This window comes from Pseudomonas sp. BF-B-30 (genome assembly GCF_019956305.1).
In the GTDB taxonomy this organism is placed as follows: domain Bacteria; phylum Pseudomonadota; class Gammaproteobacteria; order Pseudomonadales; family Pseudomonadaceae; genus Aquipseudomonas; species Aquipseudomonas jessenii.
Window position 1 is genome coordinate 23,453 of the sequence record NZ_JAHBDG010000066.1, and the last position, 25,358, is coordinate 48,810.

The following is a 25,358-nucleotide window of genomic DNA, read 5'->3' on the forward strand; positions in this document are numbered from 1 at the left end:
CCCCGCTGCACACCCTGCAACTGTCCGCTATCATCCCCCCAATTCCGATACGCGAGATCGTCATGCGCCGCTTGCTCTGCCTGTTGTTTTTAGTGTTCGTCCTGCCGGCCAGCGCCACTGGTTTGCTGGAGAACCGACCCAGCTCAAGCCTGGGCTCGATCAACAACAGCGCCGACTTCCTGCCGGTGCGCGAAGCTTTCCAGCTGAGTCTGGTTGACAGCACGCCGCAATCGATCAAGTTGCGTTTCGTCGCCGCCGAAGGTTATTACCTCTACCGCCACCGCTTTCAATTTCGCGCCGATCCGGCCGATATCCTCCTCGGCGCGGCGAAACTGCCCAACGGCCAGAAAAAGCACGATGAATACTTCGGCGATGTCGAGGTCTACCACGGCATTCTCGACATCGAATTGCCGCGCACCGACCAACGCGCCTTCACCCTGGTCGTGACCTATCAGGGATGCGCTGACAAAGGCCTGTGCTATCCGCCGGAAACCGAGCGCCTGAGCATCGACGGCAGCGGCGCTCCGGCGACGGCTTATCAATGGAGCTGGCGCGAACTGGCCTTGTTTTTCCTCGCCGGCCTGGGCCTGACGTTCACGCCATGCGTGCTGCCCATGCTGCCGATCCTTTCCGGGGTGGTGCTGCGCGGTCAGGTCGGTGGCTGGCGCGGTTTCAATCTTTCACTGGCCTATGTGCTGCCGATGGCCGCCTGTTTTGCCCTGCTCGGCGCCCTGATGGGCCTGTTCGGCGCCCAGCTCAATCTACAGGCGCGGCTGCAATCGGCCTGGGTGCTGGTGCCGTTCGCGATGTTTTTTGCAGTGTTTGCCTTGGCGATGTTCGGCGTCTTCGAACTCAAGCTGCCGCATGCCATCAGCAGTCGCCTGGACCGCATCGCCGGCCGCACCGAAGGCGGGTCACTGTGGGGCGCCGCGGTGTTGGGCGTGGTCTCCAGCTTGCTGGTTTCACCCTGCGTTTCGGCGCCATTGGCCGGGGCGCTGCTGTACATCAGCGCCAGTGGCGATGCGCTGGGCGGCGGCTTGAAACTGTTCGTGCTCGGCCTCGGCATGGGCGCGCCGCTGTTGCTGGTGGCCACCGGTGGCGCAGCCTGGCTGCCGAAGAGCGGTCCGTGGCTGGTCTACGTGAAAAACGCGATTGGTGTGTTGTTGCTCGGGTTGGCCGTTGGCCTGCTCGGCCGCGTCTTGCCGGGCCAGGTCACCTTGCTGCTGATCGGCTTGCTGGCCGGCGGTGTCGGCTTGTTCATGGGTGCGCTGGAGTTCGTCTATAAACCACCACGCAAACGCCTGGGGCAATTGTTCGGCATGTTCCTGCTGTTTTACGCACTGGCCTGCTGGTATGGCGCCTTCAGCGGCCAGACCGATCCGTTCAACCCGATCGGCCAGCCCCGTATCGCTGACAACAACGGACCCGCGCAAAACACCAGCACCTGGCAAACCGTCAGCACTTCCGCCGATCTGGACCGCGTGCTCGCTGAGGCCCGGTCGTCCGGCACACCGCTGCTGCTCGACTGGTACGCCGACTGGTGCATCAGCTGCAAGGTCATCGAGCGCGAGGTACTGGATGACCCTGTCGTCATCGAACGCCTCAAGGGTTACCGGCTGATCCGCTTCGACATCACCGCCAGCAACGCCGAGCAACGCGCCCTGCTCGATCGCTACCAGTTGTTCGGCCCCCCGGCCCTGATGTTTTTCGGCAAGGACGGTGTCGAACGCGCCGATGTGCGGGTGATCGGCGAGATCAACGCCAGGGACTTCGCCGAACGTGTAACCAGGGCGAATGACCAATTTTAATCAAGCAGTCATATATTTCGCGCAAACATCGGTCATCGTGCTGGCTATTGCAGAGAACTGGACAGTCACAAAGGCTTTGCGGCATAGTCGCCGGGTTCTGACAATTGCTCACAGATAACATAGGAACCGCCGATGGCGACGTTACTCGTTCTGCACGGACCCAACCTGAACCTGCTCGGCACTCGCGAACCGGGCACCTACGGCGCCACGACGCTGGCGCAGATCAACCAGGACCTGGAACGCCGTGCCCGCGAAGCCGGTCACCATTTGCTGCACCTGCAAAGCAACGCCGAGTACGAATTGATCGACCGCATCCACGCTGCCCGCAGTGAAGGCGTGGACTTCATTCTGATCAACCCAGCAGCTTTTACACATACAAGTGTCGCATTACGTGACGCGCTGCTGGCGGTGAGCATCCCATTCATCGAAGTGCATTTGTCTAACGTGCACAAACGCGAACCTTTCCGCCATCACTCTTACTTCTCCGACGTAGCGGTGGGAGTGATCTGCGGCCTTGGCGCCAGCGGTTATCGACTGGCCCTGGAGGCCGCCCTGGAACAGCTTGAACAACAAGTTAACCGCCCCTGACCGACCCTTGGGAGTTGATGATTCATGGATATCCGTAAAGTTAAGAAACTGATCGAATTGCTGGAAGAGTCCGGCATCGACGAGCTCGAGATCAAGGAAGGCGAAGAGTCCGTACGCATCAGCCGTCATAGCAAGACCCCGGCTCAGCAGTACTACGCGCCAGCTCCAATGCATGCTCCGGCTGCCGCGCCTGTCGCTGCCGCCGCTCCGGTTGCCGCTGCCGCACCTGCTGCCGCCGCCGCGCCAGCACTGAACGGCACCGTTGCCCGTTCGCCGATGGTCGGTACGTTCTATCGCAAGTCTTCGCCAACCTCGCCGTCCTTCGTAGAAGTCGGCCAGACCGTGAAGAAAGGCGACACCCTGTGCATCGTTGAAGCCATGAAGATGATGAACCACATCGAAGCTGAAACCAGCGGTGTGATCGAATCCATCCTCGTCGAAGACGGCCAGCCGGTTGAGTACGACCAACCGCTGTTCACCATCGTTTGAACCGCGGAGAGCCTTTGATGACTGCGAAGTTGGAAAAAGTTCTGATCGCCAACCGCGGTGAGATCGCCCTGCGGATCCTGCGCGCCTGCAAAGAGATGGGCATCAAGACCGTCGCCGTTTACTCCAAGGCTGACAAGGAACTGATGCACCTGGGCCTGGCAGACGAATCCGTCTGCATCGGTCCGGCATCGGCCGCCCACTCCTACCTGCACATTCCGGCAATCATTGCCGCGGCCGAAGTGACTGGCGCCACCGCCATTCACCCGGGCTACGGCTTCCTTGCGGAAAACGCCGACTTCGCCGAGCAGGTCGAGAAATCCGGCTTTGCGTTCATTGGCCCGAAAGCCGAAACCATTCGCCTGATGGGCGACAAGGTATCGGCCAAGCACGCCATGATCGCTGCCGGCGTACCGACTGTTCCGGGTTCTGACGGCCCGCTGCCGGAAGACGAAGAAACCGCTCTGCGCATTGGTCGCGAAGTCGGTTACCCGGTGATCATCAAGGCCGCTGGCGGCGGCGGTGGTCGCGGCATGCGCGTTGTGCACAAGGAAGAAGACCTGATTGCCTCGGCGAAACTGACCCGCTCCGAAGCAGGCGCGGCGTTCGGCAACCCGATGGTCTATCTGGAAAAATTCCTGACCAACCCACGTCACGTGGAAGTCCAGGTCCTTTCCGATGGCCAGGGCCAGGCCATCCATCTGGGCGACCGCGACTGCTCGCTGCAACGTCGTCACCAGAAGGTTCTTGAAGAAGCGCCGGCACCGGGTATCGACGAAAACGCACGTGAGGAAGTACTCGCACGCTGCGTCAGGGCTTGCATCGATATCGGCTACCGTGGCGCAGGCACTTTCGAGTTCCTGTACGAAAACGGCCGCTTCTACTTCATCGAGATGAACACTCGTGTCCAGGTAGAGCACCCGGTTTCGGAAATGGTCACCGGCATCGACATCGTCAAGGAGATGCTCAGCATCGCCGCCGGCAACAAGCTGTCGTTCACCCAGGATGACGTGGTCATCCGCGGTCACGCGCTGGAATGCCGGATCAACGCCGAAGACCCGAAAACCTTCATGCCGAGCCCGGGCACGGTCAAGCATTTCCACGCTCCAGGCGGCAACGGCGTTCGCGTCGACTCGCACCTGTACAGTGGCTATGCGGTTCCGCCGAACTACGATTCGTTGATCGGCAAGCTGATCACCTACGGCGCAACCCGCGACGAAGCCATGGCGCGCATGCGCAATGCGCTGGACGAAATCGTGGTCGACGGGATCAAGACCAACATCCCGCTGCACCGCGACCTGACCCGCGATGAAGGCTTCTGCAAAGGGGGCGTGAACATTCACTACCTCGAGCACAAGCTGGCTGGCGAGAAGCACTAAGCTTCGACCCGATCAACAAAGCCGCCTTCGGGCGGCTTTGTTGTTTCTAAAGGTTTCACCCCCCCCTGTGGGAGCGGGCTTGCTCGCGAAGAGGGTGTGTCAGGCAAACATTTATTGACTGGCATACCGCTTTCGCGAGCAAGCCCGCTCCCACAGGCACAGTGGACTCCCACAAAAGCCCCGCGCTCGCGTAAACTTGCGCGCTTCTCGCAGCCCGCTAGGCTGCAATCAATATTTTTCAAAGGTGCCCGCCATGCCTTGGCTGCAAGTCCGTCTCGCCATCAGCCCAGAACAAGCCGAAACCTATGAAGACGCTTTCCTTGAAGTGGGCGCCGTATCGGTGACCTTCATGGATGCCGAAGATCAGCCGATCTTCGAGCCGGAACTCAACACCACGCCGCTGTGGTCCCACACGCACCTGCTGGCCTTGTTCGAAGGCGGCACCGAGCCAGGCCCGGTATTGGCCCATCTGGAGCTGTTGACCGGCAGCCCGCTTCCCGAGCACCACAGCGAAGTGATCGAAGACCAGGACTGGGAACGCAGCTGGATGGACGGATTCCAGCCAATGCGTTTCGGCCAGCGCCTGTGGATCGTGCCGAGCTGGCACGCCGCGCCGGAGCCTGATGCAGTGAATTTGCTGCTGGACCCGGGCCTGGCGTTCGGCACCGGCACCCACCCGACCACCGCACTGTGCCTGGAATGGCTCGACGGCCAGGACCTGAAAGACTGCAACGTGCTGGACTTCGGCTGCGGCTCGGGGATTCTGGCGATTGCCGCCCTGCTGCTGGGCGCCAAGGAGGCCGTGGGTACCGACATCGACGTGCAGGCGCTGGAAGCGTCCCGCGACAACGCCGGGCGCAATAACATCGCTGATGAATTGTTCCCACTGTATCTGCCGGAAGATTTGCCACAGGTTCAAGCCGATGTGCTGGTGGCCAACATTCTCGCCGGCCCGCTGGTTTCCCTGGCGCCGCAGCTGTCGGGCCTGGTCAAGTCGGGCGGTCGCCTGGCGCTGTCGGGCATCCTCGCCGAACAGGGTGACGAAGTCGCTGCCGCCTACGCCAGGGACTTCGATCTGGACCCGATCGCCAATCGCGATGGCTGGGTGCGCATCACTGGCCGTCGGCGCTAGAATGATCGCCTGCATAATCCGGATCGCCGCATGACCGACAGCTTCGTCACCCAGTGCCCGCATTGCCAAACCAGCTTCCGCGTCAGCCATGCCCAGTTGAGCGTGGCTCGCGGGGTGGTTCGTTGCGGCTCCTGCTTGCAGGTATTCAATGCCGCCAGGCAGTTGCTTGAGCAGGCCGGCAAGGAAGCACCGGTCGCGACGCCGCTCCCGCCTGTGCAGCCTGAGGAGCCCCTTGAGCCATCGCCACCGCGCGCCATCAGCCAAAAGCAATGGAGCGCGACCGAACTGGACCTGGACAGTCTCGACCTCGACGAAGAACTCGCCCGGCTCGAACAGCGGGAAATCCAGCCGGCCACCGAACTCGGCCGCCATCGCGACGACTCGCTGAGCGCCCGTCGCGACAGCGCCGGGCAGGACGACGAGGAGCCGTGGTCCGACAGCCTGTTCAGCGCGTCGGCGGCCGATCGTGCGCCAGTCGACGAACCGCTCGACAGCCTTGAAACACCAGAGCCGACGGTCGAAACGAGCAAAACCTCACGCACCGAACCTTCGCTGTCCCTGGAACCGGTTGATCTCGACGACGAATCGCAACCACCCCATTTGCGATTGCACGACCCTCTTGATGCGCCGCTGAACCACGAACGCCTGTCGGCCGCCGACGAGAGCGAAATCGACGACAACCTGCCCTCGATAGAACCGCTGCGCAAGCGACGCGAACGCAGCGAACCGGGCGTACGCGCCGAAGCGCTGCAAGACCTGACCGACGACCCGCTGCAACTGGACTGGCAAAAACGCCGTTCACCTTGGGGCCGACGGCTGTTGTGGTTGCTGCTGGTGCTGATTGCCGCTGGCGCCCTCGCCGGCCAGTACATCGCCTACCATTTCGACGAACTGGCGCGACAGGATCAATATCGCCCGTGGTTCCAGCAACTGTGCCCGCAAATCGGCTGCACCGTGCCCTCCAAAGTCGACATCGCGAAAATCAAAAGCAGCAATCTGGTGGTGCGCAGCCACCCCGAGTTCAATGGCGCCCTGGTGGTCGATGCGATCATCTATAACCGCGCGCCCTTCTCCCAGCCCTTCCCGCTGCTGGAACTGCGTTTCGCCGACCTCAATGGCCATCTGATCGCCAGTCGTCGCTTCAAGCCTGGCGAGTACCTCAATGGCGATCTCGAAGGCATGGCGGAGATGCCTCCGCAAACGCCGATCCACATCGCCCTGGACATTCTCGACCCAGGTGCCAAGGCCGTGAACTACAGTCTGAGCTTCCACTCTCCGGAGTGAAACGCTTCATTACTCCCGGATTAACGCCGGCTTTCTGACTGCTCCAGGCAAACCAAACCACGGGTAATAACAGAATAACTGTTCAGAATTTGTTCAATTCAGCCTTTATCCAGTCATCGAGAGCGGGTATCATGCCAACCCTTTTTCGAACTCTCATGATCCGGCCCCACAACAGGGAAGTCCTATGTCGGCGGTACGCATCGGCCCATACACATTACATAACAGCTTGATTCTCGCCCCCATGGCGGGTGTCACCGACCAGCCCTTTCGTCAGCTGTGCAAGCGCTTGGGCGCGGGACTGGTCGTCTCGGAAATGGTCACCAGCGACATGAGTTTGTGGAACACCCGCAAGTCGCGCATGCGCATGATCCACGAAGGTGATCCCGAGCCACGCTCGGTACAGATCGCCGGTGGGGACGCGCAGATGCTGGCGGACGCCGCCCGTGCCAACGTTGAAATGGGTGCGCAGATCATTGATATCAACATGGGCTGTCCGGCAAAAAAAGTCTGCAACAAGGCTGCCGGTTCCGCACTGTTGAAGGATGAACCCCTGGTAACCGAGATCCTGCAGGCCGTCGTGGCTGCGGTCGATGTGCCGGTTACCCTGAAGATCCGGACCGGTTGGGACCGGGACAACAAGAACGGCCTGACGGTGGCGAAGATCGCCGAACAGGCAGGCATTACGGCGCTGGCGGTGCATGGCCGCACCCGTGCCGACCTGTACACCGGTGAAGCCGAGTACGACACCATTGCCGCAATCAAGCAGGCGGTGTCGATTCCGGTCTTCGCCAATGGCGATATCGATTCGCCAGAAAAAGCCCGGTACGTGCTCGACGCGACCGGTGCCGATGGCCTGTTGATTGGCCGGGCTGCCCAGGGGCGGCCATGGATTTTTCGCGAGATCGACCATTTCCTGCGTACCGGCGAGAAACTCCCGGCGCTGGAACTGATCGAGGTGGAACGCATTCTGCTAGAGCATCTGGCTGCCCTGCACGCCTTCTATGGTGATGTGATGGGCGTACGCATTGCTCGAAAGCATGTGGGCTGGTATCTCGCAACCCTGCCGGGCGCCAGGGAGTTTCGCGCCCACTTCAATCGTTTGGATGGTACGGATGCACAATGCGCCAACGTTCGGGCGTTTTTCGCCGAGCGTTACAAGAGCCTGACAGGGGACGGAGAGTGGGTGGCCGCATGACGATGATGACCGAGACTTTAGTGAGTGGAACAACACCCGTGAGCGACAACGTGAATTTGAAACAGCACCTCAATACGCCAAGCGAAGAAGGTCAGACCCTTCGCGGGAGTGTCGAGAAGGCGCTGCACAATTATTTCGCCCACCTTGAGGGCGCTGCCGTCACGGATGTGTACAACCTGGTGCTCTCCGAAGTCGAGGCTCCCCTGCTCGAGTGCGTGATGAACTACGTCAAGGGCAACCAGACCAAGGCCAGCGAGATGCTCGGGCTTAACCGGGGCACGCTGCGCAAGAAACTCAAGCAGTACGATTTGTTGTAAGCATTCAATCAAACCAGAAAGGCGCCCGCGTAAAACCGGTCGCCTTTTTTGCTGACTTCCTTTGCTTTTGATGGAAATTGAGATGACCGACCAGACTACCCGCCTGCCGATCCGCCGCGCCTTGATCAGCGTTTCCGACAAGACCGGGATCCTCGAATTCGCCAAGGAGCTTGAAGCCCTGGGCGTCGAGATCCTCTCCACCGGCGGGACGTTCAAGCTGCTGCAGGACAACGGCGTTGCCGCAGTGGAAGTCGCGGATTACACAGGCTTCGCGGAAATGATGGACGGCCGGGTGAAGACCCTGCACCCGAAAATCCACGGCGGGATCCTTGGTCGTCGCGGTATCGACGACGCCATCATGAACGAGCACGGCATCAAGCCGATCGACCTGGTAGCGGTCAACCTGTACCCGTTCGAAGCCACCATCAACAAGCCAGGCTGCGACCTGCCGACCGCCATCGAAAACATCGATATCGGCGGCCCGACCATGGTCCGTTCCGCCGCCAAGAACCACAAGGACGTGGCCATCGTGGTCAACGCCAGCGATTACGCCAGCGTCCTGGAAAACCTCAAGGCCGGTGGCCTGACCTACGCCCAGCGTTTCGACCTGATGCTCAAGGCCTTCGAGCACACCGCCGCCTACGACGGCATGATCGCCAACTACATGGGCACCGTGAACCAGTCGGCCGACACCCTGAGCACCGAAGGTCGCAGCGAGTTCCCGCGCACCTTCAACAGCCAGTTCATCAAGGCCCAGGAAATGCGCTACGGCGAGAACCCGCACCAGAGCGCGGCGTTCTATGTTGAAGCCAAGCCTGCCGAAGTTGGCATCGCCACTGCGACCCAGCTGCAAGGCAAGGAACTGTCGTACAACAACGTGGCCGACACCGACGCCGCGCTGGAATGCGTGAAGAGCTTCGTCAAGCCGGCTTGCGTGATCGTCAAGCACGCCAACCCGTGCGGCGTGGCTGTCAGCCCTGATGCCGAAGGCGGCATCCGCAAGGCCTACGACCTGGCCTACGCCACCGACACCGAATCCGCCTTCGGCGGCATCATCGCCTTCAACCGCGAACTGGACGCCGAGACCGCCAAGGCCATCGTCGAACGTCAGTTCGTCGAAGTGATCATCGCTCCGTCGGTCAGCGAAGAGGCCCGCGCCATTGTCGCTGCCAAAGCCAACGTACGCCTGCTGGCCTGCGGCGAGTGGTCGGCTGACCGCGCTGCCGCCTGGGACTACAAGCGCGTCAACGGTGGCCTGCTGGTACAGAGCCGCGACATCGGCATGATTGGCGCCGACGACCTGAAAGTGGTGACCAAGCGCGCACCGAGCGAGCAGGAAATCCATGACCTGATCTTCGCCTGGAAAGTTGCCAAGTACGTGAAGTCCAACGCCATCGTCTACGCCAAGAATCGCCAGACCATCGGTGTCGGCGCCGGCCAGATGAGCCGCGTGAACTCCGCGCGTATTGCTGCTATCAAAGCGGAACATGCCGGTTTGCAGGTAGCCGGTTCGGTGATGGCTTCCGACGCCTTCTTCCCGTTCCGCGACGGTCTGGACAATGCGGCCAAGGCAGGCGTGACTGCCGTGATCCAGCCAGGCGGCTCGATGCGTGATGCTGAAGTGATTGCAGCTGCCGACGAAGCCGGCATCGCCATGGTCTTTACCGGCATGCGCCACTTCCGTCACTAAGTACGACGATCAACTGTGGGAGCGGGCTTGCTCGCGAATGCAATCTGTCAGCGACATTGATGTTGACTGACACACCGTTTTCGCGAGCAAGCCCGCTCCCACAGAAAAGCGGCTCCAGTGCCGCCTCCAGAATTAGCGTCATCCGAGGTTTTTGAAATGAATGTTTTGATCATTGGCAGCGGTGGCCGTGAACACGCCCTGGCCTGGAAAGTGGCTCAGGATCCGCGCGTGCAGAAGGTGTTCGTGGCTCCGGGGAACGCCGGTACCGCCATCGAAGCCAAGTGCGAGAACGTCGCCATCGACGTACTGGCGCTTGAGCAACTGGCAGACTTTGCCGAGAAAAACGTTTCCCTGACCATCGTTGGCCCTGAAGTGCCGCTGGTTGCCGGTGTTGTAGACCTGTTCCGCAGCCGTGGCCTGGACTGCTTCGGTCCGACCGCCGGCGCTGCGCAGCTGGAAGGCTCGAAAGCCTTCACCAAGGACTTCCTGGCTCGCCACAAGATTCCGACTGCCGACTACCAGAACTTCACCGAAATCGAGCCGGCCCTGGCTTACCTGCGTGAAAAAGGCGCTCCGATCGTGATCAAGGCCGATGGCCTGGCCGCCGGTAAAGGCGTGATCGTCGCCATGACCCTGGCCGAAGCCGAAGACGCCGTGCGCGACATGCTGGCGGGCAATGCCTTTGGCGATGCGGGTTCGCGCGTGGTCATCGAAGAGTTCCTGGACGGCGAAGAAGCCAGTTTCATCGTCATGGTCGACGGCAAGAACGTCCTGCCGATGGCCACCAGCCAGGACCACAAACGCGTCGGCGACGGCGACACCGGTCCAAACACCGGCGGCATGGGTGCTTACTCCCCGGCGCCAGTGGTCACCGCCGAAGTGCACAAGCGTGTCATGGATCTGGTGATCTGGCCGACCGTGCGCGGTATGGCCGAGGAAGGCAACGTCTACACTGGTTTCCTGTACGCCGGTCTGATGATCGACAAGGCTGGTAACCCAAAAGTCATCGAATTCAACTGCCGCTTCGGCGACCCTGAGACCCAACCGGTGATGCTGCGCCTGCAGTCGAGCCTGGTGCTGCTGGTCGAGGCTGCTCTGGCCCAGGCGCTGGACAAAGTAGAAGCGCAATGGGATCCACGCCCGAGCGTCGGCATCGTGCTTGCCGCTGGCGGCTATCCTGGTGACTACGCCAAAGGCGTGGCCATCAAGGGGCTGGATGCAGCCGCCGCACTGGAAGGCAAAGTCTTCCACGCCGGTACTGCGCTCAAGGACGGTCAAGTCGTAACGGCCGGCGGTCGGGTGCTTTGCGCAACGGCCATGGGTGCCAGCGTTGACGCTGCACAGCAGCAGGCCTACAAGCTCGCGGCTTCGATTGACTGGGAAGGCTGCTTCTATCGCAAGGACATTGGCTACCGCGCCATTGCCCGCGAGCGTGGCGAAAATCCGGAATAAGGTAAACACCGCGCCAGGCAATGAACACCGTTTATTGCCTGGCTATTCCGGCGCCGCGCATCGTTATATTCTGGCATCAACCTAACGAAGGGATTTCGCCGTGCGCTGGCTCAGGATTGCCATAAGCTTGACCGTCACTTTGCTGACCTTGCTCTGCATGCTACCGGCCCAGGCCGCGCAAGGCAGTGGCTGGGCGGTATTGCTCGACGAACAGGGCGACCTGCAACTGAGCGACATCCGTTCCGCACGTTACACCAATCAATTCAGCCCTATCGAACTCGACCGCATTACCGCCGCCGAACCCGATGGCGCGTTATGGTTGCGATTCAGGCTTGCACCGGGCAAACATGAACAGTTGCTGCGCGTGTTCGCGCCTGACCTGCGCCAGTTCAACATGTACGTACTGGACGGCGACAAGCTGATCGATCAATCCAGCACGGGCAACGAACACCCCCAATCCGAGCGACCATTGCCCAGCAGCGACTTCATGCTGGCCCTGCCGCAAAGCGACACCCCCCTCGACGTATACCTGCGACTGGCCTCCGACCATCAGTTACGCCCCTACATCACCCTGCAGTCAGCGATCATCTCGGCCGCCAACCAGAACCAGACGCTGATTTATGGCCTGCTGTTCGGTTGCATCGCCATGCTGATCCTGCACAACCTCATCCGCTACGCCTACACCCGCTCGCACAGCGCCCTCTGGTTGGCGACATGCGAAGGGCTGTTGATGCTCAGTCTGCTGTTGTTGCTGAATCTCGCCGGCCCCTGGCTGCCGGACTGGCATGCACTGCAAACGCCAGGGGCTTACCTGGCATTATTAATGACCGCACCCTGCGGCCTGATGCTTGCCTATCGTTTCTTCACCCCGCTCGGGCCACATCCGCTGAACCGGTTGCTGCTTGGCGAGGTCCTGCTGATCACCGCCTGCGGCCTGATGCTGCTGTTCGTCAATACCTTGCCGCTGAACTTCATTACCTACGGCCTGGTCGCCCTGGCTGGCCTGACCATGCTGTTCATAAGCGCCTATCACTGGCAAAAAGGTTATCGCCCGGCTCGCCTCTTCGTGGCGGCCATGGTGGTGTTCAACCTCGGGACACTGGTCATCCTGCCTGCTCTGTTGGGGCTGACCCTGATCGAACCCCATGGCCTGATCACCACATTGCTGGCGTTCATCTGCATCAGCGGCCTGTTGATGAGCATCGCACTGAGCGAGCGCCAGCGACGCATCACCGAAGACCGCTTCAGCATCAGTCGTGACCTGGCGGCCAGCAACGCCGAGATCAACGCCAAAGCCGAGTTCCTGGCGAAAATCAGCCATGAAATCCGAACCCCGATGAACGGCGTCCTCGGCATGACCGAACTGCTGCTGGGCACACCGCTATCGGTCAAGCAACGCGACTACGTACAGACGATCCACAGCGCCGGCAACGAACTGCTGACACTGATCAACGAAATTCTCGACATTTCCAAACTCGAGTCCGGACAGATTGAACTGGACGACGTGCAGTTCGACCTCAACGCGCTGATCGAAGACTGCCTGAGCATCTTCCGCGCCAAGGCCGAGCAGCAAAACGTCGAGTTGATCAGTTTCATCCAGCCGCAAGTGCCGCGGGTGATCAGCGGTGACCCGACACGCTTGCGCCAGACGCTGTTGAGCCTGCTTGAAAACGCCCTGAAAAAAACCGATGAAGGCGAAATCCTGATCGTCGTGGCGCTCGACGAGCGCAACACCAAACCACGCCTGCGTATCGCCGTACAGGACAGCGGCGAGCCCATGGACGCCGAAGAGCGCGACGCCCTGATGCATGCCGAACTGCACAGCCGGCATTTTCTTTCGGCCACCCAGTTGGGCGGCAACCTGGGGCTGGTGATAGCCCGCCAGCTGATCCGCTTGATGCAGGGGGAATTCGGGATCAAGAGCGGCAACAACCAGGGCAGCACCCTGTGGCTGACCCTGCCGCTGGACCCGGATCGCCTCGAACACCCGACCTCCGACCTCGACGGCCCGCTGCAAGGTGCGCGGGTATTGGTGGTGGATGACAATGACACCTGTCGCAAGGTGCTGGTGCAGCAATGCAGCGCCTGGGGCCTGAACGTCAGCGCCGCATCTTCCGGCAAGGAGGCGCTGGCTCTGCTGCGCACCAAGGCTCATTTGCGCGATTACTTCGATATAGTCTTGCTGGACCAGAACATGCCCGGCATGACCGGCATGCAACTGGCGGCCAAGATCAAGGAAGACCCGAGCCTGAACCATGACATCCTGCTGATCATGCTCACCGGCATCAGCAACGCACCGAGCAAGATCATCGCGCGCAACTCCGGGATCAAGCGCATCCTGGCCAAGCCGGTTGCCGGCTACACCCTCAAGACCACTCTGGCCGACGAACTGACTCAGCGCAACAAAGGGCTCGTCGCGACCCAGCCCGTGCCAATCGGCCCGATGCTGCCGGTCAAGGTCCCCTGCGACTTCCGCATTCTGGTGGCTGAAGACAACAGCATCTCGACCAAGGTGATCCGCGGCATGCTGAGCAAGCTCAACCTGCAACCGGATACCGCCTGCAACGGCGAAGAAGCCCTGCAGGCGATGAAAGCCCAGCGTTACGACCTGGTGCTGATGGACTGCGAAATGCCGATCCTCGACGGCTTCTCGGCCACCCAGCAATTGCGTGCCTGGGAAGTCGGCAACCAGCGGGTTCGCACCCCTGTGGTGGCGTTGACCGCCCATATCCTTGCCGAACATAAAGAGCGTGCGCGCCAGGCTGGCATGGACGGACACATGGCCAAGCCGGTGGAACTGTCGCAGTTGCGCGAACTGATCGAACACTGGGTCGCCCAGCGTGATCAGCAGAAACGCACGACGACCCCAACGTCCTGAGCCGACAGACGTCGCAACCCCTGATAGACTCCCCCTCGACTTCCCTCGCCAGTGAGCCCGGCACCATGCTCCATGTGTTGTTCAGCGTTTATCTGAAGATGCTGGTGCTCTATAGCCCATTCTTCGTGTTGTCCTGCTTCATCAGCCTGACCCGTGGTTATTCGCGCAAGGAACAGCGTCGGCTGGCCTGGAAAGTAGCGGTCGCCACCCTGGTCTCCAGCGTTCTGCTGTACTTGTTCGGCCGAGTGATTTTCAGTGTGTTCGGCATTACCGTGGACGCCTTTCGTATCGGTGCCGGTAGTGTGCTGTTCATCTCGGCGCTGGGCATGGCACAAGGCAAATCGGCGGTACAGACCGACAATGTGCAGCAGGATGTCACCATCGTTCCACTGACCATCCCGCTGACAGTCGGCCCCGGCACCATCGGTGCCTTGCTGGTGATGGGCGTGAGCCAGCCGCACTGGGACGACAAGCTCACGGCCATTGTCGGCATTGCCCTGGCCAGTTTTACCGTGGGCGTGGTGCTGTTCTTGTCCAGCCGCATCGAACGGATTCTCGGCGACCAGGGGTTACAGATCGTCAGCCGATTGATGGGGTTGTTCGTGTGTGCACTGGCGGCACAGATCATCTTCACTGGGGTCAGGGGCTACCTGGTACCTTGAACATCAAGCACTCCGATTCTGGCCAATCGTGGGGCCAGAGGACTCGAAGCATCCAGATGTCGCCGTGTGCCTCACCGCTGTACGGCGTCTGCTTCGTACTCCTCGCAATCCCCATGGACGCAAACCGGGTAACCCTTCCCCCTCAACATCCCTACATGTTTCAAACAGACCAGAGACAATCAGCCTCTGACCCGGCTTGATTGAATTCACTGCCTGCGACGCACAAATCTTTTAGCCAACACTTCTTTCCGATTCTGCGCCAGGATAAATTCGACATCATCTTTCACTTCGGCGTAAGCAGAAGGATTGAAGGCGAGAAAGTTGGAGCCCTGGTAAATATCGAGACTTGCAATTTTCAAATCCAGAAACAAAACCCCACCACCCACTTGATCTCCGACATGATTAACGGATGAAAACGAAACCATAACCAATCCGTTCTTCGTTTGTTCACAAGGCAGCAAGGCCAGCTTCACACCCTTAGCCTTAGTAACTTCATAGTTGAAAACCTTGATTGTCTCAGGCTCTTTTTCCAATGCCGACAATGTGCTGTCTGCGACGGCACTTAACACGGTTGCACCAGGAATAGCAGCTTTTGCCGCTTCAACGCCCGCTTGGATAATAGTGCTGACAACATTCCTCATTGTCCCGCTGCCAGACCTCTTTTTGTATTCGATGCTCGCGTTGATGGGAACAGAACACCCCATATCCTCCATACACTGGAGAAAGGCTCGGTGCCAAGCGGCGGGGCTATGACTCTCTTTAGTCTCGCGATCGGCCTCCAACTTCGAAAACTTTATGAGATTTTCGATAATCGTCATATTTTCAAGCGAAATATTGTCGCCATAACCAATGAGCGTATTACCCAAAACCAAAGCATCCAGTTCCCTGGTAGGACTTGAATCGCCCAACGCCTTAAGTGAACTCGACGAGGTGGTCGACATTAATGCTTTTGCACGAGGAACACTGTTCAACAACGCCTTTGACCTGGCAAGACGCGCCTTCCCAATTTCGGTGCATTGCTTGTGAGTAATAAAACCTTCCACGACTTCCATATCGGACAATTCCTTTTAAGTTCGTTTAAGTCTCCAACAGAGACAAAACGAATCTAAACCACTCCAACTCCGTCATCAAACCCGATTAAATGTCGACATATGTAAGCATCCATCAACCTTCACAAACGTGCAGCAATTGTCGAGCCATTCGGCTCGAACAACACTGCACTGAACCTTGATATTAACCTAGTTGATATCGCTTAATTTATCACCATAACTACGCGGCGTATAAACCCACGGCACTCCTTGCGAACGATGAAACACACGAGTCGTGGATGAACCAATCAACACCATGGTCCGCATGTCCACCTGTTCTGGAGTCAATTGAGAGAGGGTCGTCACGCGCAATGTCTGCCCCGGGCGTCCGACATCACGCCCTAGCACGACTGGCGTTCCAGGTGCGCGATGTTGGGCGACGATCTCCAGCGCACGCCCCAATTGCCAAGGTCGGGAACGTGAGATCGGATTGTAGAACGCCATTGCCAGATCAGCTTGCGCTGCCAGATCCAGACGTTTTTCAATGATCGACCAGGGTTTGAGGTTGTCCGATAGCGACAGAACACAGAAATCATGACCCAGCGGCGCACCGGCCTGAGCAGCCGTCGCCAGGGAGGCGGAAACACCCGGCAGAATTTCCAGATCGACGTTGTGCCACTGGACGTCGGTGGACTCGTGCAGCGCCTCAAGCACAGCCGCGGCCATGGCGAAAACCCCGGGATCGCCTGAAGAAACCACCACCACCGAACGCCCCTGGGCCGCCAGTTCAAAAGCGTGGCGGGCACGCTGCATCTCTTCGCGGTTGTCGGTGCAATGCAGCACCTGATCGTCGCGAAACGGACCGGCCATACGCACGTAGGTTTCATAGCCCAATACATCGTTGGCGCGGGCCAGTTCAGCCTTCACAGCCGGCACCATCAGTTCTGCAGCCCCCGGCCCAAGGCCGATCACCGCCAGCCGTCCACGCGGACGGCCGATCTGCAACGGGTCCAGCGGCTGCTCTGCTATCGCAATGGCAACAGTGTCGTTACCAAGCATGGAAACGGGCTGACCCATGGCAGTACGCAGACGCTCGCCAAGCACCTTCCCTGCATGGGCAAAGCGCAACGGCACGCCCAATTCAAGCGCTGCCTCACGCAACGCCGCGCTGGCCATTTCGGTATCGGCGGCCAACAGGCAAGCCAGCGACTGCACGGCGATTCTTGCCTGATGCAATGCCTCGCGCACCGCTCCCGCGACGTTCACCAGGCCAGCGTCCACGGCGACCACCACATTGCGCGGGTAGATCAACAACTCGTTGGCCGCGGGTGTCCGTTCGGCATGACTGACATGCACCGCCAGTCGGGCCTGCGCATCTTCGGGCAACTGCGCCTGCGCCAGCCACGGAGCCTCACCCTCAATGCGCACCGTTTCGCCAGCGAGCAAATCGGAAACGAAACGCTTGCCCAACTCCAGATCACCAAGGGCATAGCCACTGGGCGGGTTGAGCAGGCACGTGCCGAAACGCAACTCGCCGCTGGTGGTGATCGCCGCCGCGACTTCCAGCGCGGCGGCAATCTCCCGCGCCATCACATTTACCCCACCAAGACCACCCAGCAGTGGAACCACTGCGCTACCGTCTTCGGCTACCGCCAACACCGGTGGTTCGGCGCCTTTTTCCAGCAACAAGGGCGCTAGCGTGCGGATCACGATCCCGGCCGCGCACAGGGCAATGATCGGCGTGCCCTGTTGATAGAGTTCGCGCAGGGTCGCACCGAACTCCTGATAGACCCGATCCGCGCCTTCGACCCGTTCGGCCAAGCCATGGATCAGGGCGTCGGGATACACCTGCTGAATACTACGCGCGGTGGCGAGGCTGCCATTGCCAAGAATGACAATCGCCGGAACTGGACGGGTCATCAGCCTTGCCACCTTTCACCAGGAACGATGATCAACGAGAAGTACGGCGAGGACATCGGCTCGACCTGATCCAGCGGCACGATCTTCTGATTGGCCATGGTCGCGCGCTCGACGTACAACGCGCGCTCGGCCAGGCCGAGTTCTTCCAGCACTTGGCGAACCTTGGGAAAGTTGCGCCCAAGCTTCATGATCACCGCCGCATCGGCATCGGCCAGGCGACGCTTGAGTTCGTCGTGCGGCAACACACCGGACAACACCGACAGACTCTGATTGCGATACACCAGCGGCGCACCGAGCACCGAGGCCCCGCCGAGCATCGAGCACACACCGGGCACGACTTCGGCCTGATAACGCTCGGCGAGTCGGTCGTGCAGGTACATGTAGGAGCCGTAGAAGAACGGATCGCCCTCGCAGATCACCGCCACGTCGCGACCGGCATCGAGATGCGTCGCCAGTGCGTCGGCTGCGTCATCGTAGAAGTCGCTGATCACTTGCTCGTAGGACAACGGTGCCGGCAAGGCTTCGGTGGTCACCGGGTACACCAGCGGCAACAAATTCTGCGCTTCCTGCAGATGCGCCTCGATGATGCCGAAGGCGTTGCCTTTCTTGCCCTTGGCCACGAAGTACGCCACCACTGGGGATTCGCGCAGCAAGCGCAGGGCCTTGACGGTAATCAGTTCCGGATCACCGGGACCGACGCCGAGGCCGATCAAACGTCCAGGTTGCTGCATCATTCGATCTCCGTGGCGAGGGCATTGACGGCGGCGGCGGCCATGGCGCTACCGCCCAGGCGACCCTGCATGATGACAAAAGGCACGCCACGGCTGTCAGCCGCCAGCGCGGCCTTGGATTCGGCGGCACCGACGAAGCCCACCGGAAAACCGAGGATCAGCGCCGGTTTTGGCGCGCCGGCGTCGAGCATTTCCAGCAAGTAAAACAGTGCCGTCGGAGCGTTGCCGATGACCACCACGCTGCCTTCCAGATGCGGGCGCCACAGTTCCAGCGCAGCGGCTGAGCGGGTGTTACCCAAATCACGAGCCAGTTCCGGAACACTCTCGTCGCGCAAGGTGCAGATCACCGGATTGTTCGCCGGCAACCGCGCACGGGTCACGCCTTCGGAGACCATCCGCGCATCGCACAAAATCGGCGCGCCGGCCGCCAGCGCATCACGCCCGGCCTTGCCCGCACCTTCGGAAAACTGCAGGCCGTCGATGGCCTCGACCATGCCGCAGGCGTGAATGACACGGACCGCGAGTTTCTCCAGATCGTCCGGGATTCGGTCGAGGTTGGCCTCGGCGCGAATGATCGCGAAGGAGTTGCGATAGATCTCCTGACCGTCGCGGATGTAATCAAGCATCAAGGGGGCTCCGTGAGCGGGCGTCGAGCAGGGTCGCGACCGCTTCAATAGTAAGGTTGCGTGCGTGCAGCGCGCCGAAACCCGGCTGCGCTGCATCGCGAAAATAGAGGTCGTAGTGACCGTGGGCGACGGCCAGTAATGTGACGGGCGCCGTATGCGCGGCGGCGCAGGAGCGCGCGCACCCGCTCAAATGGACACTCGGCGTTTGTCCGTGACGTTGCAGCAATGTCGCCAGTTGCAAGGCATCACCCTTGGTCTCGGCCAGGCTTTTACCGCAGCCGTTTGAGCCGGTGCAGGCGATCAACCGGGACAATGGCAGATCGGCTTCGCACTGCAAGCCCAGACATTGCAATTGCCGAATGACCTCAGCGGCGTTTTCCGTGCGGACATTGGGCAACAGCAGGCTTTGCCAAGGCGTGAAGCGCAGACTGGAGTCACCGAACTCCCGCGCCAGTTGTGCCACACCCCGCAGCATCGCCGGATCGAGTCGCCCCAGCGGCGGGACGGCTCCCACATAGACAACACCGGACTCGGCCTGGGGATGGGCACCCATGTGCAAATCACTGGAGCCCGAAACCCGTTGCCAACCGATAACGGCCTGCAGCGGCACTCGCTCAGCCAGTCGAAGCACAATGCCCCCGATCGGGTACTCGGCCAGCAAATGGCGCATTCGCGTCTGCTCGGGGCGCGCCAGTTCAAGGAACAACTCAAGGACCGCGACTACCAGCGCGTGCCCGTCAGCCAGTGCAACCGAACCGGCGGGGCTGTCCGTCGGACATCCCGCCAGACCGAACGCCAGCCGTCGCTCGCCGTCTTGTTCAAACGCCGAGAGCCACAGGTCATGGGGATGCTCGAGCATCGTCAGGTCTTCACCGCCATCAAGCTGCACGGCGAACTTGGCACTGAGGTCGTGGAACGCTTCCTGGTTTTGCAGTGTGGCGAGGATCTGCCCGGCCAGCGGGCGGGTGTCGAACAGCATGCGCCGATCGATCCCGGCACCGGGGCTGAGCATCAGGTTGCGCACATCGTCGCCAGCCGCCGTACGCGGCCCCAGATCGGCGGCCAGCAGGCTGTCGATCAATGCCGCTTGCTCGTTGCCAATGCCGCGGATCTGCAGGTTGGCCCGGTTGGTCGCCTCGATCGCTCCGCTGGCATATCGCTCGGAGGCATCGGCCACAGCGATTGCCTGGTGCGCACGGATGGCGCCACCGTCGAGTTTGATCCGGCAAATACCACCGTCCAATGCCTGGACGACACGCAACAACCCGGGACAGGCGGAAGGGCGCAAGCGGTTGGGTATCTGACGTGACTTCACAGGACGACCGGTACAAGACGAAGGACAGCATTATGCCTGCTTTGTCCGGCCTGATGAAAAGCCCTGGCAGGTTGACGACGAAAAGCGCGTGATCCCCAGCCCAGGCTTTTCGCCTCAAGACTGAATCGCCATCGCAAGTTCTGATTGAACACTCAGTGAAAAACGCTAACAGCAAGAATCAATTCAACCAACCAGACATATTTAAACCACACACCAACCCTTGTACTTTTCACCACAACCCGAATTAAAACAACGGCAAAAAACCAGCTATTTCAAGGGAACAAAAAATGATATATGAAAAAACAACTGGAATATTGACTGCCCACAACCTTATTTCATGCATCGAAGAAATTTCATTGCAGGATTACGACGACTTCACCCATTGCACACAAATAGCCACCCAGTCCGCAGACAGGGTTGGCAGTCGCTTCGCCGACTCGACAACGTGGCTGAATGAATACGTTGCGACGTTGAATTTTTTCGGCTGGTCTGTCTTTCAGGATGCCATCTTCACCCGCACTCAACACTCCGTTTCGAAAAGCATTGCCGAGTTTCTGGTCCAAAGCGCTCAAACCATGCCGGACAGCAGGCAAGGGAACGCTATGATTGACACACTCGACGCATTGAAACCCAACCAGCCGGCGCTTTATTCACTGGACCAACAAAGTTCCCTGGGAGAGCGCTTTCAAGTAATACCCACACGCTACGACTCAAAGGGGTTTCTTGAAATTGCAGTCTTTAATCTTGAGTTAGTTACCACGATCAAAAAAAGTAGTTTTCTATTCTGGAACATGGAAGATCACGCTGCAAAAATCATCCAGCAACGTGCTTATCTTAAACTGGACAAAAACATACTCGAAAGCAAAAGATCGCTCATCGAACGCAAGCGGCTCGAAATCAGAATGAAGAGATTCGACCTGAAAAAGAACCATTAACTGGATAAGCCCTGATCACGTTTACAGACACCAGCGACAGGCGAACTCAATCCACACCGCGCTATGATGCACCACCGCACAGGTCGACACAGACCGGCAGCGTGATGATTTGGCTTCGATTGATAGAAGAGGAACAGCATGACCCCCTGGCTGACAGTGGTAGGCATTGGAGAAGAAGGCTTCAAGGGGCTTGGCAAAAATGCCCGACACGCTCTGCTGAACGCTACGCGGATCATTGGCGGTCAACGGCAACTGGACTTGTTGCCAGCCTGCATCTGCGGCGTACGGCAATTGTGGCCCAGTCCTTTCGCCCTTGAACCGGTTTTGACGAAACAGGGAGAGCCCGTTTGCGTCCTGGCCAGCGGCGATCCGATGTTTTTTGGGGTGGGTGCCAGTCTCTCCCGACATTTATCCAGCGATGAAATGCTTGTTCTGCCCGCTCCCTCTTCCTGCTCGCTCGCCGCGGCGCGAATGGGCTGGCCTTTGCAGGAAGTGGTCACGTTGTCGGTGGTTGCCCGCCCCGTCGCCGCACTCAACGCGCAATTGTCCAGTGGTGTGCGCTTGCTGGTGTTGAGTAACGATGGTAGCAGCCCCGCCGCCATCGCCGCACTGCTGCGTGAACGTGGTTTCGGCCCGAGCCGGATAACGGTGCTCGAACATTTGGGCGGTGAAGCCGAGCGACGTGTCGACGGCATCGCCAATGACTGGACCGATCCTGTGATCGCCGACCTGAACCTGATCGCTATCGAGTGCATCGCCGAGCCGAACACGCTACGCCTGTCGCGACTGGCCGGCCTGCCGGACTCCGCCTTCAGGCACGACGGCCAACTGACCAAGCGCGATGTGCGTGCCATCACCCTCGCGCGCCTGGCCCCGATCCCCGGCGAACTGTTGTGGGATGTCGGCGCCGGCAGCGGTTCGATCGGCATCGAATGGATGCGCGCCCACCCCGGTTGCCGCGCACTGGCCATCGAGGCAGATGCGGGCCGACAAGCGTTGATCGAACACAACCGCGATGCCCTCGGCGTTCCCGGCCTGCAACTGGTTCGCGGCAGCGCGCCGCAGGCACTGACCGGGCTGGAGCGGCCGGATGCGATTTTCATCGGCGGCGGCGTCACCCGCGAGGGCGTGCTCGATACCTGCTGGGCCGAACTCAAACCCGGTGGCCGGCTGATTGCCAACGCAGTCACACTGCAAAGTGAAATGACCCTGATGGCTTGGCGCGAGCAACACGGCGGGGAGCTGACGCGAATTCATATCGCCCAGGCCCAACCGCTGGGCGACTTCGACACCTGGCGCCAGGCCTTGCCGATTACCTTGCTGGACGTGACGAAGCCCTTCGATGCGTGACGAAACCGCCGAACACCCCGCCCCTCTGCGCAGCGGCCTGACCACCGGCAGTTGCGCCACGGCCACCAGCCTCGCCGCCGCGCGTCTGCTGCTGGCTGGCACATCGGCCGATGCGGTGGAAATCGTGTTGCCCAAGGGCAAACAGGTGCAGATGCGCCTGGAGTTCTGCCGCCTCACCGAGGACGGCGCCGAATCGGGAACCCTCAAGGATGCCGGTGACGATCCGGACGTGACCCACGGTGCCCTGCTCTACTCCCAGGTGCGCCTGAGCAGCGAACCGGGGACGCGCTTCAAGGCCGGTCGCGGTGTCGGCACCGTGACCCGGCCCGGGCTGGTGCTGGGAGTCGGCGAGCCCGCGATCAACCCGGTGCCGCGCAAAATGATCAGCGAACACCTGGCCCGACTGGCTGACGAGCTTGGCTACAGCGGCGGTTTCGAGGTCACGGTCAATGTCGAGAACGGCGAGGCACTGGCACTGAAAACCATGAATCCGCGCCTGGGCATTCTTGGCGGTCTGTCGATCCTCGGCACCAGTGGTATCGTCCGGCCGTTTTCCTGTGCGGCCTACATCGCCTCGATCCACCAGGGCATCGACGTGGCGAAAACCAACGGTTACCTGCACATCGCCGCCTGCACTGGCAACGCCAGCGAAGACACCATGCGCCGGGTCTACAACCTGCCGGAAATCGCCCTGATCGAAATGGGCGACTTCGTTGGCGCCGTGCTCAAGCACCTGCGCAAAGTACCTGTGGATAAACTCAGCCTGTGCGGTGGTTTCGGCAAGATCAGCAAACTGGCGGCCGGGCACATGGATTTGCACAGTCGTCATTCGAGCATTGACTTGCCGCAACTGGCGTTATGGGCGGCGCTGGTCGGCGCCGATGCGACGTTGCAGCAGAACATCCGCGAGGCCAACACCAGCCAGCAGGCACTGGCCATGGCCGCCGCAGCCGGGGTTGCCCTGGGCGATGCCGTCTGTCAGCACGCCCTGGAATTTGCCCGCAGCGTGGTGCCGGCGCAGGTTCAGGTGGAAGTCTTCGCCATCGATCGCCAGGGCGGGATCGTTGGCCATGCGGGAGCCTTTCAATGAAGCGCATCCTGTTGCTCGGCGGCGTGACCGAAGCCATGGCCATTGCCCGCACGCTGGGACCGCAGCACATCTACAGCCTGGCCGGCGTAGGTCGGATACCAACGGATCTGCAATGCCAGGTTCGCGTCGGCGGCTACGGCGGCACCGAGGGTCTGGCGCAATTCATTCGCAAAGAAGGCATCGATCTGCTGCTCGATGCCACTCACCCCTACGCCGCCCAAATCAGCCAGAACGCCGCGACCGCCGCGCGCTTGAGCGGCATTCCTTGCTGGGCGCTGCGGCGTCCGGCCTGGCAAGCCCAGGCGGGTGATGACTGGCGGGAAGTCAGCGATTGGGCGGGACTGATCGACGCCCTGAAGCCCTTCCGTCGACCGCTGTTCACCCTTGGTCGCGAGCCCCTGCAACACCTGGACGAAATTCCAGCGGAACAATTCTGGACCCTGCGCGCACTGGATGTGTATCCGGGCAACGAGCGCTGCGAAGTGATTGGCGCACGTGGGCCCTTCCTGATCGACGATGAACGCGAGTTGTTCGAACGGCGAAACATCGACGTGCTGATCAGCAAGAACAGCGGCAGCACGGCGACCGAACCGAAACTGGAAGTCGCACGTGAACGTGGGGTGCCGGTGATTGTCTTGAAGCGGCCGGTGTTGCCGGGGGTTGATCGGGAGTTCCTGACGCCTGAGGAAACAGTTGGCGCGTTGTCGGTCTTCGTTCATTAGGTCAGGATCATTGGCTTGCATGATAAGTAACCTATTTGTTACCATCAGGGCCGCCTGTGATCACACTCGAAGAATACGTACAGGACAACGAAACCAGCCCCTTCAGTCACTGGTTTTCCAACTTGAATGCGCAGGCAGCGCTCAAGGTATCCACCGCGCTGCTGCGCCTTGAGTTAGGAAACACATCAAACATCAAGTGGTTCGACGGGCTCGGCGAGTACCGGATAAATTGGGGCCCGGGCTATAGAATCTATCTCGTTCAAGAAGGGAAACACCTGATCATCCTTTTTGGTGGCGGTGACAAATCCACACAAAAAACTGACATCAAACAAGCGAAAGTACTGATAGCCGAGTTTCGATCCCGAAAAAAGACTGAACGGCACCGGAGATAACGTCATGGCGCTCACCCGAAGTTACAAACACACCATTGCCGAGCGTGCCCAACGTGATCCCGAGTTCGCCCAGGCACTGTTGGATGAGGCTGCTACTCTGTTTCTTAACGGCGAACCCGAAATGGCCCGGATCATCCTGCGCGATCTCATCAACGCCACCGTTGGTTTTGAAGAACTGGCAAAGGAAACGGCAAAGCCCAGCAAAAGCCTCCATCGAATGTTGTCCGCCAAAGGCAACCCAAGCATGGACAACCTGGCTGCAATATTCGCCGTAATTCGCGCTACGCTTGGAGTAGAAATACAAGTACATGCGGTACGTGCGCACTGAGCTGACGTCTTTTTGCTGCGACACCACACCGCACGCCGCCTTTTTACTTA

The 25,358-nt window shown here is 60.2% G+C and carries 23 protein-coding genes; 18 read left to right on the forward strand and 5 right to left on the reverse strand.

Annotated features, from left to right (window positions below; genetic code table 11):
- Window positions 1–62: 62 nt before the first annotated feature.
- The 12 genes from KGB29_RS24925 (at window position 63) to KGB29_RS24980 (ending at window position 14,871) form a co-directional block, all read left to right on the forward strand.
- The gene (locus KGB29_RS24925) at window positions 63–1,808 is read left to right on the forward strand and encodes a protein-disulfide reductase DsbD (RefSeq protein ID WP_154861082.1); all 1,746 of its coding nucleotides are present in this window, start codon (window positions 63–65) and stop codon (window positions 1,806–1,808) included.
- A gap of 132 nt (window positions 1,809–1,940) precedes the next feature.
- A complete protein-coding gene (gene aroQ / locus KGB29_RS24930; protein WP_007971361.1) occupies window positions 1,941–2,396 on the forward strand; it encodes a type II 3-dehydroquinate dehydratase in 456 nt (151 codons plus the stop codon).
- A 24-nt stretch (window positions 2,397–2,420) separates the two neighbouring features.
- Window positions 2,421–2,885 (forward strand): acetyl-CoA carboxylase biotin carboxyl carrier protein, encoded by a 465-nt coding sequence (accB, locus tag KGB29_RS24935; protein WP_008053948.1) that lies wholly within the window; start codon window positions 2,421–2,423, stop codon window positions 2,883–2,885.
- Window positions 2,886–2,902: 17 nt separating this feature from the next.
- Window positions 2,903–4,261 (forward strand): acetyl-CoA carboxylase biotin carboxylase subunit, encoded by a 1,359-nt coding sequence (gene accC, locus KGB29_RS24940; RefSeq protein ID WP_057712161.1) that lies wholly within the window; start codon window positions 2,903–2,905, stop codon window positions 4,259–4,261.
- 253 nt (window positions 4,262–4,514) lie between these two features.
- The gene (gene prmA, locus KGB29_RS24945) at window positions 4,515–5,393 is read left to right on the forward strand and encodes a 50S ribosomal protein L11 methyltransferase (RefSeq protein ID WP_090452919.1); all 879 of its coding nucleotides are present in this window, start codon (window positions 4,515–4,517) and stop codon (window positions 5,391–5,393) included.
- A 30-nt stretch (window positions 5,394–5,423) separates the two neighbouring features.
- Window positions 5,424–6,677 (forward strand): DUF3426 domain-containing protein, encoded by a 1,254-nt coding sequence (locus KGB29_RS24950; protein ID WP_154910385.1) that lies wholly within the window; start codon window positions 5,424–5,426, stop codon window positions 6,675–6,677.
- 184 nt (window positions 6,678–6,861) lie between these two features.
- Entirely contained in the window at window positions 6,862–7,872 is a 1,011-nt protein-coding gene (gene dusB, locus KGB29_RS24955; RefSeq protein ID WP_057712163.1) for a tRNA dihydrouridine synthase DusB, read from the forward strand.
- A complete protein-coding gene (fis, locus tag KGB29_RS24960; protein WP_015093301.1) occupies window positions 7,869–8,189 on the forward strand; it encodes a DNA-binding transcriptional regulator Fis in 321 nt (106 codons plus the stop codon). The genes dusB and fis overlap by 4 nt, the downstream gene beginning before the upstream one ends.
- Before the next feature lie 82 nt (window positions 8,190–8,271).
- Window positions 8,272–9,879 carry a bifunctional phosphoribosylaminoimidazolecarboxamide formyltransferase/IMP cyclohydrolase gene (purH, locus tag KGB29_RS24965; RefSeq protein WP_102669203.1) on the forward strand — a complete coding sequence of 536 codons (1,608 nt, stop codon included), beginning with the start codon at window positions 8,272–8,274 and terminating at the stop codon, window positions 9,877–9,879.
- A 156-nt stretch (window positions 9,880–10,035) separates the two neighbouring features.
- On the forward strand, window positions 10,036–11,331 hold the full coding sequence (gene purD, locus KGB29_RS24970) for a phosphoribosylamine--glycine ligase (protein WP_154910384.1): 1,296 nt from the start codon (window positions 10,036–10,038) through the stop codon (window positions 11,329–11,331).
- Window positions 11,332–11,431: 100 nt separating this feature from the next.
- On the forward strand, window positions 11,432–14,209 hold the full coding sequence (locus KGB29_RS24975) for a hybrid sensor histidine kinase/response regulator (RefSeq protein ID WP_154910383.1): 2,778 nt from the start codon (window positions 11,432–11,434) through the stop codon (window positions 14,207–14,209).
- A 65-nt stretch (window positions 14,210–14,274) separates the two neighbouring features.
- Window positions 14,275–14,871 (forward strand): MarC family protein, encoded by a 597-nt coding sequence (locus KGB29_RS24980; protein WP_150813560.1) that lies wholly within the window; start codon window positions 14,275–14,277, stop codon window positions 14,869–14,871.
- A 206-nt stretch (window positions 14,872–15,077) separates the two neighbouring features.
- On the opposite strand, the gene KGB29_RS24985 is transcribed toward KGB29_RS24980, so the two are convergent.
- The 5 genes from KGB29_RS24985 to cobG all read right to left on the reverse strand — a co-directional run bounded on the left by KGB29_RS24985 (window position 15,078) and on the right by cobG (window position 20,476).
- Window positions 15,078–15,923: a hypothetical protein gene (locus tag KGB29_RS24985; protein ID WP_154910382.1), complete on the reverse strand. Its 846-nt coding sequence runs from the start codon at window positions 15,921–15,923 to the stop codon at window positions 15,078–15,080.
- Between the two features lie 186 nt (window positions 15,924–16,109).
- Window positions 16,110–17,819: a precorrin-3B C(17)-methyltransferase gene (cobJ, locus tag KGB29_RS24990; RefSeq protein WP_154910381.1), complete on the reverse strand. Its 1,710-nt coding sequence runs from the start codon at window positions 17,817–17,819 to the stop codon at window positions 16,110–16,112.
- Window positions 17,819–18,550 carry a precorrin-2 C(20)-methyltransferase gene (locus KGB29_RS24995; protein ID WP_057716525.1) on the reverse strand — a complete coding sequence of 244 codons (732 nt, stop codon included), beginning with the start codon at window positions 18,548–18,550 and terminating at the stop codon, window positions 17,819–17,821. The genes cobJ and KGB29_RS24995 overlap by 1 nt, the downstream gene beginning before the upstream one ends.
- Window positions 18,550–19,176, reverse strand: a complete 627-nt coding sequence (locus KGB29_RS25000) for a precorrin-8X methylmutase (RefSeq protein WP_057712171.1) — start codon at window positions 19,174–19,176, stop codon at window positions 18,550–18,552. The genes KGB29_RS24995 and KGB29_RS25000 overlap by 1 nt, the downstream gene beginning before the upstream one ends.
- Window positions 19,169–20,476 (reverse strand): precorrin-3B synthase, encoded by a 1,308-nt coding sequence (gene cobG / locus KGB29_RS25005; RefSeq protein WP_154910395.1) that lies wholly within the window; start codon window positions 20,474–20,476, stop codon window positions 19,169–19,171. The genes KGB29_RS25000 and cobG overlap by 8 nt, the downstream gene beginning before the upstream one ends.
- A 302-nt stretch (window positions 20,477–20,778) precedes the next feature.
- Here cobG and KGB29_RS25010 point away from each other — a divergent pair, with 302 nt between their 5' ends.
- The 6 genes from KGB29_RS25010 to KGB29_RS25035 all read left to right on the forward strand — a co-directional run bounded on the left by KGB29_RS25010 (window position 20,779) and on the right by KGB29_RS25035 (window position 25,308).
- Complete coding sequence (locus KGB29_RS25010; protein ID WP_154861088.1) at window positions 20,779–21,426, forward strand: hypothetical protein; 648 nt, start codon at window positions 20,779–20,781, stop codon at window positions 21,424–21,426.
- Between the two features lie 138 nt (window positions 21,427–21,564).
- Entirely contained in the window at window positions 21,565–22,776 is a 1,212-nt protein-coding gene (gene cbiE / locus KGB29_RS25015) for a precorrin-6y C5,15-methyltransferase (decarboxylating) subunit CbiE (protein WP_154910380.1), read from the forward strand.
- Window positions 22,769–23,866, forward strand: a complete 1,098-nt coding sequence (locus KGB29_RS25020; protein WP_154910379.1) for a cobalt-precorrin-5B (C(1))-methyltransferase — start codon at window positions 22,769–22,771, stop codon at window positions 23,864–23,866. The genes cbiE and KGB29_RS25020 overlap by 8 nt, the downstream gene beginning before the upstream one ends.
- On the forward strand, window positions 23,863–24,588 hold the full coding sequence (locus KGB29_RS25025) for a cobalt-precorrin-6A reductase (RefSeq protein WP_154910378.1): 726 nt from the start codon (window positions 23,863–23,865) through the stop codon (window positions 24,586–24,588). Before KGB29_RS25020 ends, KGB29_RS25025 begins: the two co-directional genes overlap by 4 nt.
- 56 nt (window positions 24,589–24,644) lie before the next feature.
- Window positions 24,645–24,980 carry a type II toxin-antitoxin system RelE/ParE family toxin gene (locus KGB29_RS25030; RefSeq protein WP_057712177.1) on the forward strand — a complete coding sequence of 112 codons (336 nt, stop codon included), beginning with the start codon at window positions 24,645–24,647 and terminating at the stop codon, window positions 24,978–24,980.
- 4 nt (window positions 24,981–24,984) lie between these two features.
- On the forward strand, window positions 24,985–25,308 hold the full coding sequence (locus KGB29_RS25035; protein WP_008016808.1) for a DNA-binding protein: 324 nt from the start codon (window positions 24,985–24,987) through the stop codon (window positions 25,306–25,308).
- The last annotated feature ends 50 nt before the right edge of the window (window positions 25,309–25,358 follow it).

What these genes read in the sequence shown, in the direction of transcription:
- KGB29_RS24995 (WP_057716525.1), bottom strand. Translation starts at nt 18,550, where the DNA reads ATGCAGCAACCTGGACGTTTGATCGGCCTCGGCGTCGGTCCCGGTGAT.
- KGB29_RS24985 (WP_154910382.1), bottom strand. Translation starts at nt 15,923, where the DNA reads ATGGAAGTCGTGGAAGGTTTTATTACTCACAAGCAATGCACCGAAATT.
- cbiE (WP_154910380.1), top strand. Translation starts at nt 21,565, where the DNA reads ATGACCCCCTGGCTGACAGTGGTAGGCATTGGAGAAGAAGGCTTCAAG.
- purD (WP_154910384.1), top strand. Translation starts at nt 10,036, where the DNA reads ATGAATGTTTTGATCATTGGCAGCGGTGGCCGTGAACACGCCCTGGCC.
- accC (WP_057712161.1), top strand. Translation starts at nt 2,903, where the DNA reads ATGACTGCGAAGTTGGAAAAAGTTCTGATCGCCAACCGCGGTGAGATC.
- aroQ (WP_007971361.1), top strand. Translation starts at nt 1,941, where the DNA reads ATGGCGACGTTACTCGTTCTGCACGGACCCAACCTGAACCTGCTCGGC.
- KGB29_RS24980 (WP_150813560.1), top strand. Translation starts at nt 14,275, where the DNA reads ATGCTCCATGTGTTGTTCAGCGTTTATCTGAAGATGCTGGTGCTCTAT.
- fis (WP_015093301.1), top strand. Translation starts at nt 7,869, where the DNA reads ATGACGATGATGACCGAGACTTTAGTGAGTGGAACAACACCCGTGAGC.
- dusB (WP_057712163.1), top strand. Translation starts at nt 6,862, where the DNA reads ATGTCGGCGGTACGCATCGGCCCATACACATTACATAACAGCTTGATT.
- cobJ (WP_154910381.1), bottom strand. Translation starts at nt 17,819, where the DNA reads ATGACCCGTCCAGTTCCGGCGATTGTCATTCTTGGCAATGGCAGCCTC.
- KGB29_RS25000 (WP_057712171.1), bottom strand. Translation starts at nt 19,176, where the DNA reads ATGCTTGATTACATCCGCGACGGTCAGGAGATCTATCGCAACTCCTTC.
- KGB29_RS24950 (WP_154910385.1), top strand. Translation starts at nt 5,424, where the DNA reads ATGACCGACAGCTTCGTCACCCAGTGCCCGCATTGCCAAACCAGCTTC.
- purH (WP_102669203.1), top strand. Translation starts at nt 8,272, where the DNA reads ATGACCGACCAGACTACCCGCCTGCCGATCCGCCGCGCCTTGATCAGC.
- accB (WP_008053948.1), top strand. Translation starts at nt 2,421, where the DNA reads ATGGATATCCGTAAAGTTAAGAAACTGATCGAATTGCTGGAAGAGTCC.
- KGB29_RS24925 (WP_154861082.1), top strand. Translation starts at nt 63, where the DNA reads ATGCGCCGCTTGCTCTGCCTGTTGTTTTTAGTGTTCGTCCTGCCGGCC.
- KGB29_RS25035 (WP_008016808.1), top strand. Translation starts at nt 24,985, where the DNA reads ATGGCGCTCACCCGAAGTTACAAACACACCATTGCCGAGCGTGCCCAA.
- KGB29_RS25020 (WP_154910379.1), top strand. Translation starts at nt 22,769, where the DNA reads ATGCGTGACGAAACCGCCGAACACCCCGCCCCTCTGCGCAGCGGCCTG.
- prmA (WP_090452919.1), top strand. Translation starts at nt 4,515, where the DNA reads ATGCCTTGGCTGCAAGTCCGTCTCGCCATCAGCCCAGAACAAGCCGAA.
- KGB29_RS25010 (WP_154861088.1), top strand. Translation starts at nt 20,779, where the DNA reads ATGATATATGAAAAAACAACTGGAATATTGACTGCCCACAACCTTATT.
- KGB29_RS25025 (WP_154910378.1), top strand. Translation starts at nt 23,863, where the DNA reads ATGAAGCGCATCCTGTTGCTCGGCGGCGTGACCGAAGCCATGGCCATT.